This is a genomic window from Bradyrhizobium sp. 159 (assembly GCF_023073795.1).
In the GTDB taxonomy this organism is placed as follows: Bacteria; Pseudomonadota; Alphaproteobacteria; order Rhizobiales; family Xanthobacteraceae; genus Bradyrhizobium.
The window spans coordinates 1-14,552 of sequence record NZ_JADPKE010000017.1 but is presented as its reverse complement, the minus strand read 5'-3'; the positions used below and the strand labels follow the sequence as shown (position 1 = coordinate 14,552).

Here is a 14,552-nt window from a genome sequence, read left to right as displayed (position 1 = left end):
TCGTAGAGTTCCAGCGATTGGGTCAGGGCGAAGACATGTTCATGTCGGTTGTTGCCCACCAGTGCGGCGCGGATCGTCTCCATGGAAGAATGGCAGCGTGCATCCCGGTAGGTCGCCAACACGTCGGAATTGCGTTCGCCCGCAACAATAGCTCGGATGATCCGCATGCCAGTCGCGCCCGTGATATCCGAGACCACGTGATGGAGCTGCAGGTTCATCTCCATCAGGGCCTTCTGCATATGCTGGATATGGGCAGCGGCATATTCCACCAACCGCTCCCGCTGGCGCAAATAGGCGCGCAGGGTTGCAATCTCGGCATCAGGTCGGAAGCTGCCGCGTAACAGGCCATAGGAATGAAGCTGGCGCAACCATGCGGCATCGCTGACATCGCTTTTGCGCCCGGGCACGTTCTTTGCGTAGCGAGCATTGACCAGAATGACCTCAAACCCGCGCTGCTCCAGGATCTCGTAAACCGGGATCCAATAGACCCCGGTGGATTCCATCGCGACACTCGTCACGCCGTAGGCCTTAAACCAGTCTGCCAGATGATGCAGGTCTTCTGTGAATGTGCCGAACGTGCGCACTGGCATATCAGTGCAGGCTGGGTTCACCGCAGCCATGTGCATCTTTGATCCGATGTCGATGGCGGCCGCGCCGACATTGACCGGCTTCAGCTCCGGGCGGTCACCGGTCGTCCTCTTGGGCATAAGCAGGTCCTCCATTTAAAAATGGGCAGGAGGGTCTGGGTTATGCCAATCGTCATCTTCCTAATCGGGATCGCCGCCGGAGCAGCGTCACCACTCCCAAGTCCGCATGCACCCATGGACCACGTTTTTTAACGGGGATTCTGCCTCCAATAAGCTGACGGCCGCTACCCTCCTAGCCAAGAAGATAGCACAAGGCTGTTTCTACCCCGCGCAGGCGCGCCACAACGCTGGACAGTTTTTTAGGATATCCCGCTCGGCCTTCAGCTTGGCGACATCGCGGCGCAGCCGCTCGATCTCTTGCTGCTCGGGCTTCATCTGCCCATGGCCGGGAAAGGCCTGCACCGGGTCAGAGCCGAACTCCTTTACCCATTTGCGCAATACGTTCTCATGAACCCCCAGGTCGCGGCCGGCTTGCGCCACGGACACCCCGCGCTCCCTGACAAGCTTGACCGCCTCGATCTTGAACTCTCGGCTGAACTTCCGTCTCTGCATGACCAACCTCCGGCTTGATAAAACACCCAATCTCGGTGTCCATCAAACCGGCAGCAGCTCATGCATCCGCAGCCCTAGTTAGCTGGAGGAGCGTGGTCGCGCAGGCCTCTTTCCCAGCGCGCCAACGTCTCACCCGCGCCGTAGCCCTGAGCCCGGAGTCCCCGCAGCACCGCCACGAGACCATCGTCGCGCTTCTCTTCGAGTTCCGCGGGAGTCAAGTTCTCGGTCGCCGCTTGCGCATCGGACTGTTCGGCGAGCTTTTCTAGAAACGCCTCCGTCAGCTCGGGCACCTTCGTGAGCTCCGTCCACGGACGCTTCAGCATGGGTCCCCATTGCTCCATATAGCGGCGCATGCCGATCGCGCCCCCCCCGATGCGGAACGGACCGATGACTGCCCGACGTAGTCCGAAGGAATAGCGCACCGCATCATCGACCTCCTGAACGTTGGCCACATCGTTGTGTACCAGCCACAGCGCCTCGCGCCACATAGCCTCCTGCAGACGGTTTGCGATAAACCCGTCCACTTCTTTGCGCACGACGAGTGGATGCATCCCCACGGACTGGTAAATCTCGGCGGCCCGCACCAAAGACCCCGGCACCGTGCGCTGCCCGGCGCACAACTCGACTAACGGCAACAGATATACTGGGTTGAAAGGGTGGGCGACGAGCAGTCGCTCGGGGTGCTCTACGTCGCTTTGCAGCAGCGTCGGCCGAAACCCAGAAGTCGAAGAGCAGATAAGCGTCCCAGGCGCTGCGGCCCGGCTGGCAACCGCGAGAAGTTGCTGCTTGAGGTCTAGTCGCTCCGGCGCGGACTCCTGCACAAGCTCCACATCACGAACCGCGTCCGCCACTGACTCTACTAACGTCAGCGTCCCCTCCGCTGGAAGTGGTACCTGCGTGAGTCGCAGATACGCCCGGCGCACCTTCGCCAACAACCTCTGCACGCGCTCGACTGCACCAGGGGACGGACCGTACAGCCGTACATCCACCCCATTAAGGATAAATCGTGCGGCCCAGCCGCTGCCGACGACTCCGCCCCCGAGCAACCCGACAGCGCGGGGGCGCCTTTCTGAGGGGGACGTTAAACTCTCTGGCATCTCGCTTGAATTCTCAGACATTTAACTCTCCAGATGTGGATTACAAAGGCTCAGGCGTAAACTTTGAGCGCGAGCTTCTCTCGAACCTCGTCCGGGAGCATCACGCGGACCCCGATTCTGTCTAGAGTTTGTACTGCCCATTCGACGAGCTCGGTTGGTTGCCAGTCTCCCGCGAGACAGATATAGGTCATCCTCCAGTCCCACCCGAACGTTCGCACCAACTGATGGCGTCAACGCCACGTAAGGAAGCTGCACCCGTCCAGTTGAGAAAGCCGAGTAGACCACACCTGCTGGCAGCTGGTGTACCAACGCCGTCAGCGTACTTGGATCGCTCGGCGCGCCATAGGGAATTCCCCAAGCACAGCTGGATCAGCGTCGGATGTTTGATGAGCCCGTCCTTGATCAACTCGTTCACCAATACCAGCTGACCGGTATCAAACACCTCAAGCTCAAGACGGACTGCACGCGGGCAACCGTCGCGCGCACCGACCCTGGAGTGTTGACCATCACGTACTCGTTCCGTGTCGCGAAGCATAGGCTGCCGCAGTTCACGGTGTAGATCTCTGGACGCAGCTCTTCGTGCACAAGCCGCTCCCCGCGCCCACCAAATCTGTCGAAGCATCCATCAGCTGGGGAAGAGTTCACTCCACCCAGTACGAGGTCGCCGCCGATGCCTGTGGTCAGGTTAATCACCGAATTCAGCTTCGAGTTTCAAATGCGCCTCACCACCTCGCCTGGATCCCGCGACGCCCCGCTTGGTATTACAATCACGGACGTGGATGTGCACAACCGCAGCACGTGCTCGCGCCGCTTCAATAGCCGAGTCCGCAATCTGCTCTGGTGTGACCGGCACATGTGGACTACGTTCCACCGCGCTTCCAGCTCCAGTGACGGCACAGGTGATAAACACCTCAGACATCATCCTCATCTTTTTCTCGTTTTGATGTTTGATCTGTCCCAAAAGGGACCCGACCTTATCACGACCGTGCGACGCGTCAGCCAATGGACCAAAGCGATGAGAAAGTCTCATCGGAAACTCTTGACGACTGGGCCGTTAAGAATGCGTTGCAGAGTTCACTACAGCAATCGGTGTGCCAACAACGAAATCCTGTGCGCGGCGCCTGACGCAGAGAAAACACACATAGCTAGCGGGCTAGATCTTGAATGAAGCTGCGCGGGGGACAGGTTTCCGACATCGCCGTAGTCAACTGCACAATTTGCATGACAGGCCGATCGCCGTTGCACTTGAGCGATTTACTATGAGGATCGTCATAGTAGGCCCGCGGACGATGGGCTCGATAGTTCCGGCGTGTCATTGGGCCTCGCGCAGGATGAACCCGCCACTTTGTAGGATCGGAACCTCGCCGGAAGGATGAAGCGTGTGAGACGGTGACGTGTCGAATAAGGCCGGGGCTCACGCTTTGTCGAGGCAGATAATCGCAGACTAGGTACCTGCATCATGCCTGACTGCCCCCGCCAATCTATTGGACCGACATCCAGCTACCGTTCGACTTTGCAAAAAAGCAATCGCAGTCCGTCGTCGGGCGGCGGACTGGCGACTCTCCGCAGAGTGGAAACAGCGTAAGTCAGCGAGACATAGACGCGCTCCATTATGGTTCGAGCACGGAGGCTCTCTCGCCTTCCCCCTCATCAGCCAACAGCACTTCATCCCGGTTGAAATCGGCTGGAGGCCCCTTACCTCATCTCAGGGGATAAGGCTTTCCGGGTCGTGTCGGCGACTCGTTCCAGGATGCCCTCGCAAAGCTGCTCTATGTCGCGTCCTTCGTGCTCTGCTGCAATGGACACTCGTATCCCCGCCACTCCTTGTCCGACGGTCGGGAAGAACATCGCCAAGCATTGAAATCGAGGAGCCCTCTCGCAATTGCGATCGTATCGATTTCCGATTCGACCGCGAGCATTCGGATCGGAAGTAAATCGCCTTGCCCGGCGGTCGCGATATGACGGTCGAACAGGTCGATAGGTCGCGCCGATCACGCCTGTCTCTGGCTGAGTTCTGCCAAGCAACGAATCTTGCACGATTCAAGCGCCGCACCGATGGCCGCTACATTGGGCGTCCCCGAACACGGATCAGACATAGAGTAGCTTCGAAACAGTGATTCGTGGTCCGCCAACCCGAGCATTACAATTCCTCCCGCAGGACTAAACCAGAGATTACTAGCGTGGCTAGCTGCCGACCCAAGTAGAGGCTGGGGCCTTGCGGCAGCGCGCCCTAGATTGCTCTCGCTCGTTCCGAGCGTGTTCATGGTCGTGCCAAGTAAGTGAGCCATTCGGCGTTTCCCCGCAGTTCGCGCGGCTCTACAGGCTGATCAGCTTAGCTCACCAAAACTTGCCCCGGTAAGCGAGGACGCCAACTACCGCTTCCTAGGACACACACTGGCGGCGCGATCTCGGCCTGGACCGCAGTGGCTTTACGACGAGGCCCGCGCCTGCACAACATGGCGCGACAGCGAGGATGCGCTCCAGATGTCAACAGGCCGCTCGCCCATGCCAAGAAACACGATCACGGCCGCCGCCTGCGCCTATCCTGATAGTGATGACATAGTCCTTTGACAGACCAATCAACAGGTTCCCAGGCGATGTGGACCAGCTGGTGGTGTTCGGAGATAACGCGTGCGGATATCCTCTTCATCGACGACCTCGCAAGCCGCAAGAGCGCGACGTTTTGCGGGTCGATCGACCCGCGGGCGCAACGTTGCTCTACCTGCCGTTCTAAAATACCGAACTCAACTCCCACCGAGAACGCTTTCCACAAATGAAGGCAGGCAGCCGCGCGAACGATCGACGGCCGCTGAGCCGCATAAGGCGCATATCGATCTCGTCGCCATTACGAATGACCTCAATGAGCAGCAGGATTGATCCATATTGAAAGGGGCTATCTGGAGAGAGATGTGGCTTCACCGCCAGCACTTCTTCTCAGCGTCGTAGGCGCCGGCAAGCGGATCGCTCACCGCCATCAGCTCACGTTTGAGTACTTTATTGCTGGACGCGGTTCTAGGAAGAACCGAAGTGAAGCCGATGTACCGCGGCACTTTGAACGCGGCGAGATGCGCACGAGCATGTTCGAGAATGCGTTCGACTGCTAGATTGTCCGGCGCGACACCTTCCCTCAATTCAACGTAAATCTTAACCTCCTCGCCGCGCTTCGCATCACGAACGGGCACCGCCGCCACATCCGCAATTTCAGGAATCTCACGGATCACTGCCTCCACCTCGCGAGCGGCGATATTCTCGCTTGACCGGCGGATCATGTCCTTCGTGCGCCCCACCAACCAATGAAATCCGAGTTCATCGCGACGCATCAGATCACCGGTCCTGAACCATCCGCCCTCGAACGAAGTAGCATTTGCGTCAGGCCTCTTCCAGTAGCCCTTGAAAACCCCGCGCCCTTTCACCCACAGCTCACCGACCTCACCAACCGGCGTGGGGCTCCCATCCTCGTTTATCAGCTGCAGGGCCCGAAAAGGTGCCCGAATCCCCACGGAGCCCGAGTCGGCCAGCTCGTCAAATTCGTTCGGCATTCGTGTACCGAAGCCGATTTCCGTCATGCCGTAAGCTTCCTGGGTACGCACTTGAAAACGCTTCCGGAACTGGCGCACGGTGTCAGGCGCCCAACCCCAATTCAGGATCTGCTTCAGGCTCGTCGCGCCGTCTTCGTCGACCGCCTCGGCTTGGCGCGCGACCAGCTCAGGGCACTGACACCACTCGATGCGGTGCTGCTTGATCCAACCCATGAAACGAGTTGAGCTAAGCTGCGGAGCTAGGTAATGCGTAGCACCCCGTCGATACGAGTGCAGAAGATGCCATGGCCCATCCACATAGAAAAAGGGTTGAGCAGAGAGGCACCTCTGGTACGGCTGCTCGTCCCAATTTGCGGCCTGGTACGAGAACACGCTCCAGTAATCATGCGTCAACTTGCAGCCTTTGGGAAAGCCTGTTGTCCCCGAAGTATACTGAATATTTAACAAGTCATCGGGACGGACATCCTCGTCGACCGGGCGCTCGTCCGCCCCCTTGAGCAATTCACTGAGGGTAGTCGTTGTGCCGTCGAAAGGCTGCCCGACGAGAATTGCTCGCTCACTGGCGAGGCGTTCCGGCCAAGACTCCATCGCTGAGAACACTGACCACGCGACCTCGTCGACAAGGGCGAACTCGACCTCTGCATCGCTGAGAACATATTCTATCTCTCTTGGAGTGTAGCGCATGTTGATGGGGACGATTACCGCACCGAGCTTCGCAAGCGCGAACCATATTATAGGGAATTCAATGCGATTGGATAACATCGCCCCAATGCGATGGCCCTTGCGTACACCAAATATACGCAACGCATGCGCGTACTTGTTGGATATTTCGTCTAGCTCTGAGTAGCTTGCTTGCTCGCCGCGATCAAAAACGTTTATTGCGGTCGCGGCGCCGTGCGTCCTCGCTCTGGTCGAAACCAGCTGGTCTATCGTGATCGTCTTATAGGCGGCTTCCAGCGCTTCGATCTTGCGCATCACATTAGCGACGCGCTCGTTCAGCTGACAGGCGCTCAGTTTTGTGAGGGGCATTGTTGCACTTCATGCTTTAGGTAACAAAAGGCTCGGCTAACAGGCGCAAATCTCTCCAGCGACAGTTCACCAAGAATTCTCATTCATAGCGCTCCCGCGCAGGAGATTTTGAGAACTAGTCCGGATCGCCCGGTAGGCATGATGGAGACCACAATTTGATCAGGCCCGCCCGGCCACCGCACGAGGATTCGCATGACTCTTGTGTGTAATGTCCCATATGTCCTATTCGAGATCCCTGATGCTCGATTGAATGGCCAACTTTTATTGGCGTGAAGCAAGCGTGATACGTGCAACGAACTGCGGCTACCATTGCTCTACCTTTTTCGATCGTTGTTTATGGGCGCTGCCCGGCGGCTCAGTAATTGACCCTGCCTAATTATCGAATGTCGAGACACTACCAACTCTGGTGAGGGGGCATTGCGTTCCTCCATGGAAGAAGGCCCTCGGCAGGTATCCGCATTCATGACACCATAACGATATGGAGCGACCGCAGCGAATCGATTGGCCGCGGCTCGCGCCGGATGATATCGGGAGTCTCGCTACTGCGGCATTTTCGAAGCGGAGCGACCGGGCAGGCCATTATTCGACGCCATCTCAACTGGTGTATGGCGCGACAATCAGGATGAGAGCGCGTATTGTCTCACCTTGATCGCCGCCGCCCATGCGTGCGTCGGACGCTGGAGCGGCCAGCGCACTTGGCGCGCCATTGAGCTTGATGCCATAGCCTCACCATGTCCGTCCCCTGGTCAACTGGAACATTCATATCGCCCGTCAAATAAGGCCGACTCTCCAACCGACGCCTTTGAGATAGAGCCGCACGCCGAAGGCGGGAAGCGCCGGACCCGCTCTCGGAAAGGAATTCCGTCGAAGAGAGGTGCATGCAACAAACTGCTTGATCTGTCCGTTCCGCCAGCAAGCTTTAATGCTCCGGCAATCTCGCTAGTAAGTAGCCGATCGTCATTCTAAAGATACACTATGAGCCCACACCCGATAATCCGCGCTTGGCCCGCGAACCAACGAAACAGAACATCGAGTACCGATTCGCTCTGCCGATTGACGCCCAGTCGAACAGAACACCTGAAGAAAATAAAGGCGACGCAGCGCACTATCTGCCTCAGCGCATGGCTTAAGGACCAATACGGACTTAAGTCTTCGATCAGCCGGGCCCGAGGTCCTTATCGGGCTTCGGCATCCGTGATGTCATGAATGAAATCGTGCAGAACAATCCGGCTTGGGGAAGCCAGAATCAAGCCTTGGCATAGATCCACCAGCCGGTAGCAGGAACCTAGTGCAAGTGCTGGCGCGTCTTGTCGAGCGACACATCACCACCGCACAGCCCTGACTAGTGGTTTCGTATGGCCCATGTGCCGAATCCGGAATCTATACCGGTGTCAGCTCCGCTCAGCTCGGTGCGCGCTCACCAGCATCGAGGCGTCACAAGCAGTTTTGACCCGATTTCGCGTCGAGCGGATCAAACGAGAACGCCGTTACGATGCAATCCTATCCCCTTCCTCAGTTGTCGATGCAGGTAGCAACCGCAGGAATTGCTTGCCAGCAAACACTCACCTGCTGACCATCGTTGCCAAGCTCTTCCACTAGCTCGTGATCCAATCAGCATAATAACGATGATCACCTGCTTCGATCTCACCGCCAGTAGGAGCTTGCCGTGGAGGGCTCGGTCACCTCAGTAGGCATACATAGCACGTCTTCTACTTGTTCTCCGCTTCGAGAAGATCGTTTGCCGCTGCTACAAGCAACGCTGTGGTCTCCCGTACTTCGTGCTCGGAAATTGTCAACGGTAATAATAGCATCGCATGATCACCTGCTTCACTTCCTGCGCTACCATTACTGGCGTAGATCACCAACCCGCGCTTGAGCGCGGCGCGCTGAAATCGGTCGCTGCAGCGAGCAGGTGGAACGGTCCGCGGATTCTTAAATGAGGAGGCGTTGATGTCGAAACCAACCATCAATCCCATCCCGCGAACCCTGTTGATCAGCTCGCGCGGCAGCTCCTTGCGGAGCGAAGCTCGGAGTAGCTCGCCCATGCGCGCCGCATTTGCAGCGACAGTTCCATCTGCCAAGCGGTTTAAGACTGCCAATCCCACAGCGGCCCCAACTGGACTGCAAGCAAACGTCTGCCCATTCTGAAAATACTTGTCACGCGCCAACGGTCCGTGAACTAACCGCTCACTTACTAAAAGTGCCGACAAGGGGTAATACCCAGCGCTGATCGCCTTTCCGCAAACAATGATGTCAGGCTCGACGTTCCAATGCGTGGTTGCAAACGGACGTCCGGTACGGGCGAAACCGGTCATGACTTCGTCGGCAATGAGCAATACGTCATGCCGGCGGCAAATCTCCCACACTCGTGGCAGATAGCGCGGGTCCGGTGGCGCGGCACTCAGGGCGGCACCCACGATCGGCTCGACGATTACCGCTGCGACGTTCTCCGGACCTTCCGCAAGGATTGCATGCTCGAACGATTGTGCACATTCTAACGCGCAACTCTCAGCCTGACGTCCGAACTCACAGGCGACACAATGCGCGTGAGATGCCTTAGCACACCGCCCAAGGACGCTTTCATACGGCTTCCGACGCTCGACGAAGCCTCCCGCCGCGAGCCCAGCTATTGTGTTCCCATGATACGAGGCGTTACGTCCCAGGATCTTGCGCCGTTGCGGCTGCTTCGCAGCGGAATGATGTTGAAGCGCCAATTTTAACGACGCCTCAACTGCGTCGGAACCGCTGCTGAATGTGATCACCCGTGACATGCTCGGCGGACCGAAATCGAGGAGTTCGCGACCGTAACGCTCAACGATTTCAGAGCTAAAATGCCGCGAAGGAAAAACCGTCAACTTGCGACTTTGGTTCAGAAGCGCATCCGTGATCTTTTCGTCGCCATGACCGAAGATGAGGGATCCTGAACCGCAGGAAGCATCCAGATAGCGCCTGCCGTCGTCGCCCAGGAGATAAGGCCCCTCTCCGCCTACTATTCGCGCGCCAATTTCACCCTGCGTCGAATACGCAGTTCGTGATGGGAGAACTCTGATTTCTGCCAAGATACCTCCAGCGCCATCGCAGGTTGATGGTCTCATGTGCACTACAAGAAAACACCTACACGATAAGTGATTTGAAAGGTAGATGGCGACGACCACTAATCAGCCACCGCTCGACAATTTTTCTTGATGTCTCCCGTTGATCGTTGCGGAGTTAAATGAGCGCGAACCGAACGCTTGTTTTGTCCCAATGCTACCGTGGAAGTGGCGTGAACCTTAGCCTCAGTCGCAATGGCTGTTATGAGTCTCTTCAATCGAGTAAGTAGAGTTAAGCGTCGCGACACTACAATGCGTTGGCGGCGGCTTTGGCTTTGCTGAGAGCTCCATTTAGCCGGATGCGCCACTTGCCTTGATTGCTCACGGCTTCTCCAGCACCCGATCGCGTGCAGCGGTAGATGGTCTTTCGTCAGCGAGCGGATCAACTGCGACATTGCAATATATCATTGTAGCGCGCCTTCGTGTCATGTGAAGTACCGAGGTCATAGACTTTTGGGGCTTGGTCGCAGTCACTTCAAACCGCGGTGTAGCAGCCCCGACACCCTAGGGCGCAATTATTCCACAAAGCGACACGGAAAGGTCTTTTGTCTTAAAACAAGGTTCGCTGACTACCCGAGCGAACTCGTGGCCGTTGCTGAGCTACGAACTTCATCGACTTTCCTGGCGGTCAGCCCCTCAGGCCCGTCGGATTGAAGACGTCTATGTTCGGAATGCGCCCTGTTGTGAGGCGCCGGTTTTAGCGGGCTTAGCGCAAAACACAACGTTTTCTCGTTACTTTCGCAGGCGCTCTGTTGGCACGACGATTGCTCACACCCAGTGGAGAATCTTACGACGAGAGCGGTCTCGCACCATGAGGTGGGGACGGACAACGGCGAGCCGAGACAGGTTGGGGTCGTATCCGGACCCACTCGCGGTGCAGACCGGCTAAATGTTTGTGATCAACAAGGGGAGCAGCTTATGCGGGTAGCAGTCGTGAACGAGCCTGTAATCACTTCATCGGATCAGTCTGGTCGGGCGATATATGACGCAACAGTTCATAGCGTGATGGCAGCCCTGCAGGAGAGCGGGCACGAGACGCTGCTCTGCGCGGGCGATAAAGAACTGCTCACCACACTGGAACGGTTCATGCCGGCCGATCCCCAGGGCCGCCCTTCCGGAATGGTCTTTAATATGGCTTACGGAAGTAAGGGCGAGTGGCGTTGCAGCCAGGTTCCGACCATACTTGAGATCGCTGGCATCCCGTACACTGGACCGAGCCCACTCGGGGCCGCACTGGAGCTCGACAAGGTTATTACCAAGAAGCTCATTCGAGAGGAAGGAGTGCCGACGCCGAACTTCAGAGTGATGCGTACGGGGATCGAGAGCATCGGTGACCTGCGATTTCCATTGATAGTGAAGCCGCGTCACGAATGCGTCAGCTTGGGACTACAACTCGTACAGGACGCTAACCGCCTCAAGCAAGCCGTCGAAGAGACGGTCACCAACTATTCGCAGGATGCGCTTGTGGAAGAATATATAGAGGGGCGGGAGATCTGCGTCGCTCTGCTGGGAAACGAAGAGGTTGAAGTCTTGCCTCCGGTGGAACACGACTTCGGCGATCGTGAAATACGTGTAATTACCTGGGAGGACAAATATCATCGGTCAATCGTGGAGCCCCGCAAGATTTGCCCTGCGCAAATCGGGAACGACCTTGCGACGAGACTGCGGGATATTTCGGTTGCGACTTTCCGGGCCTGCCTTGGCCGGGACTACGCCCGCGTTGACTTTCGGATCGACCGCTCCGGGCACCCTTTTGTGCTCGAGATCAACTTCAGCCCATCACTCCACAACACGCATTCTTACGTCCGGGCAGCGATGACAGGCGGATATAGCTTCGCGACTTTAACCAATCGTATCCTCGATCTCGCTCACAACCGGTATTTCGGAGCTGGTCTCGCAAGACCAAACATGCGGTGATTGGGCGACCGATATTGCCGTTGGGCCATTGGCCTCACTCTGCCGCTTTCCAGATTCCGATGACAGATGCTGGCATGCGTCTATCAGTATCGAGATCAACGATCTGCCTCCTTCCTGTGTACTGGACATGATGTGTTTGGATGCCGGTCAGCAATTCGTTGGCGCGGCCCGCGCTTTCTAATCCGCGACACAGAGAAGCCCGAAATGCGTTTCTCCTTACCTGCCCCGAAAGAGAAAATAGTGGCGCATGTCTATCTGGTCACACTTGACGAATTTCGCCGATCTCTAGTTCAGAAGAAGAACGGTTTGCTTGAGGAACTGCACGCGCTGGGCTCGTAAAAGACGAATGTTCCGCTCGCATTAGCCGATGCGTTCGAAATGCGCGATAATCTCCCCACCATACCTGATTTGTGATCCGTCGGAATGAGCTTCGCGACAGGTTACTTTGCGGAAACGGTCGCCTTCGAAGGGCGGCTGGATACTTGCTACGTCGCGCTTCCGACATGGGCGTCAACACGGCTGACCATGACAAAGGTAGACTAGACGCTAGCCGATAGCGCTGCCTCGAACCACTGCTCACGATGTTATTCCTATCGGCCATCTCACAAAGACACGCTCGGCAAACCAACAAGCGTGATCCCAATTTGCTGCCCGGACTCAATGGCGATGATGCCGAACCCCAATCGCGCTGACCTCGGAGGAATTTGAGTTTCACCCGCACATATGCATCGATGTGCCAAGAACGGAACAAACCCAAGGGGCATTTACGTTGGATTGGCGTCTTTTTCTTTTACAGCAAACAACGAGCGAGCCGAGCTGAATTAGCGAATGAGATCGCGGAAGACGGTGCAGGCGATCTCTGCGCTAGACCGGATGGTACTGTGCCACGCGGACGGTGGTCAAAACACCGAAAGGTGCCGCCAAGCCGGTCGGATCAGTATACCGTGGGCATCTTTGTGAAAGGGCAATGGCTAGACTGTAGTACAAGTCTCACTCCTGAGCAGCGCGCTCGATTGACGATGGCGCCTCGAAGCCGTTATCGTGAGTGGTTTCGGAAGCTGTAGGAAAGTGCCTACGAGTAAGAGTTCCTGTTGCATGCCGGAAACTAGCGGCTTTTGTCGGCGCAACACACCTGACGACCCCTCGGGCTCCAGTCGCATCTGATTGAGAGTCAAGCTCCCGGCCTATCCGATTTTAGGATGACGGTGCAGGATGTTGTGGCCATCTACGTGTCGGGGCATCGTTCTCGCGAAGTCACAATACGCAGATGCTATGGATGGGTCGTGCTGCTGATGCGTTCCGTCAGTCGTTCGGCGCAGCCTCCTCTTTCCACCCCTAGCTCCAGGATCAATCATCCGCGGGACGATGCTGTGTTTCGACTAGACAGTCGTGAACCTCCTCCGAAATTGATGGACACCCGTAGTAGGCTCGAAGAGCCAGGAGGTGTCGGATGGAAGGACGTCAACGTCGCTCGTTTATCGATGACTACAAGCGGCAAGCGGTTGATCTCGTAGCGTCTAGCGGTCGCTCGATCGGCTCGGTTGCCAAGGAACTTGGCTTGCGTGATTCCGTGCTACGCCGGTGGGTGGAGCAGCGAGGGGCCCGGCTGGAGCCGACGGCGGCGGCGCGGCGCCCCGCAACGCAGGCGACGCTGCCGTCGGCGGACCACGCGGCGGAGATCGCTCGACTGCAGCGCGAGAACGACCGGCTGCGCATGGAGCGCGATATTTTAAAAAACTGTCCAGCGTTGTGGCGCGCCTGCGCGGGGTAGAAACAGCCTTGTGCTATCTTCTTGGCTAGGAGGGTAGCGGCCGTCAGCTTATTGGAGGCAGAATCCCCGTTAAAAAACGTGGTCCATGGGTGCATGCGGACTTGGGAGTGGTGACGCTGCTCCGGCGGCGATCCCGATTAGGAAGATGACGATTGGCATAACCCAGACCCTCCTGCCCATCATTAAATGGAGGACCCGCTTATGCCCAAGAGGACGACTGGTGACCGCCCGGAGCTGAAGCCGGTCAATGTCGGCGCGGCCGCCATCGACATCGGATCAAAGATGCACATGGCTGCGGTGAACCCAGCCTGCACTGATATGCCAGTGCGCACGTTCGGCACATTCACAGAAGACCTGCATCATCTGGCAGACTGGTTTAAGGCCTACGGCGTGACGAGTGTCGCGATGGAATCCACCGGGGTCTATTGGATCCCGGTTTACGAGATCCTGGAGCAGCGCGGGTTTGAGGTCATTCTGGTCAATGCTCGCTACGCAAAGAACGTGCCCGGGCGCAAAAGCGATGTCAGCGATGCCGCATGGTTGCGCCAGCTTCATTCCTATGGCCTGTTACGCGGCAGCTTCCGACCTGATGCCGAGATTGCAACCCTGCGCGCCTATTTGCGCCAGCGGGAGCGGTTGGTGGAATATGCCGCTGCCCATATCCAGCATATGCAGAAGGCCCTGATGGAGATGAACCTGCAGCTCCATCACGTGGTCTCGGATATCACGGGCGCGACTGGCATGCGGATCATCCGAGCTATTGTTGCGGGCGAACGCAATTCCGACGTGTTGGCGACCTACCGGGATGCACGCTGCCATTCTTCCATGGAGACGATCCGCGCCGCACTGGTGGGCAACAACCGACATGAACATGTCTTCGCCCTGACCCAATCGCTGGAACTCTACGA

Annotated in this window: 6 protein-coding genes and 3 pseudogenes; 3 read left to right on the top strand and 6 right to left on the bottom strand. The window is 57.4% G+C overall.

Translation table 11 applies throughout. The features are described from left to right. The 6 genes and pseudogenes from IVA96_RS02385 to IVA96_RS02360 all read right to left on the bottom strand — a co-directional run. Window positions 1–707 (bottom strand): IS110 family transposase (locus IVA96_RS02385; RefSeq protein WP_247415254.1); only part of this gene is annotated, 707 nt, incomplete at its 3' end. A gap of 237 nt (window positions 708–944) precedes the next feature. Continuing rightward, window positions 945–1,199: pseudogene (locus IVA96_RS02380) on the bottom strand (transposase); the annotation flags it as partial. 74 nt (window positions 1,200–1,273) lie between these two features. Beyond that, window positions 1,274–2,296 (bottom strand): 3-hydroxyacyl-CoA dehydrogenase NAD-binding domain-containing protein, encoded by a 1,023-nt coding sequence (locus tag IVA96_RS02375; protein ID WP_247415262.1) that lies wholly within the window; start codon window positions 2,294–2,296, stop codon window positions 1,274–1,276. A 50-nt stretch (window positions 2,297–2,346) separates the two neighbouring features. After that, window positions 2,347–3,218 (bottom strand): annotated as a pseudogene (locus tag IVA96_RS02370) (3-keto-5-aminohexanoate cleavage protein). Window positions 3,219–5,211: 1,993 nt separating this feature from the next. Next, window positions 5,212–6,864: a class I adenylate-forming enzyme family protein gene (locus tag IVA96_RS02365; protein WP_247415260.1), complete on the bottom strand. Its 1,653-nt coding sequence runs from the start codon at window positions 6,862–6,864 to the stop codon at window positions 5,212–5,214. A gap of 1,709 nt (window positions 6,865–8,573) precedes the next feature. After that, window positions 8,574–9,923 (bottom strand): aminotransferase class III-fold pyridoxal phosphate-dependent enzyme, encoded by a 1,350-nt coding sequence (locus IVA96_RS02360; protein ID WP_247415258.1) that lies wholly within the window; start codon window positions 9,921–9,923, stop codon window positions 8,574–8,576. 951 nt (window positions 9,924–10,874) lie between these two features. On the opposite strand from IVA96_RS02360, the gene IVA96_RS02355 reads away from it, so the two are divergent. The 3 genes and pseudogenes from IVA96_RS02355 to IVA96_RS02345 all read left to right on the top strand — a co-directional run. Then, a complete protein-coding gene (locus tag IVA96_RS02355) occupies window positions 10,875–11,873 on the top strand; it encodes an ATP-grasp domain-containing protein (protein WP_247415256.1) in 999 nt (332 codons plus the stop codon). Window positions 11,874–13,323: 1,450 nt separating this feature from the next. After that, window positions 13,324–13,608: pseudogene (locus IVA96_RS02350) on the top strand (transposase); the annotation flags it as partial. Window positions 13,609–13,845: 237 nt separating this feature from the next. Further along, window positions 13,846–14,552: IS110 family transposase (locus tag IVA96_RS02345; protein WP_247415254.1), on the top strand; the 707-nt coding region annotated here is incomplete at its 3' end.

What these genes read in the sequence shown, in the direction of transcription:
- IVA96_RS02375 (WP_247415262.1), bottom strand. Translation starts at nt 2,296, where the DNA reads ATGCCAGAGAGTTTAACGTCCCCCTCAGAAAGGCGCCCCCGCGCTGTC.
- IVA96_RS02365 (WP_247415260.1), bottom strand. Translation starts at nt 6,864, where the DNA reads ATGCCCCTCACAAAACTGAGCGCCTGTCAGCTGAACGAGCGCGTCGCT.
- IVA96_RS02355 (WP_247415256.1), top strand. Translation starts at nt 10,875, where the DNA reads ATGCGGGTAGCAGTCGTGAACGAGCCTGTAATCACTTCATCGGATCAG.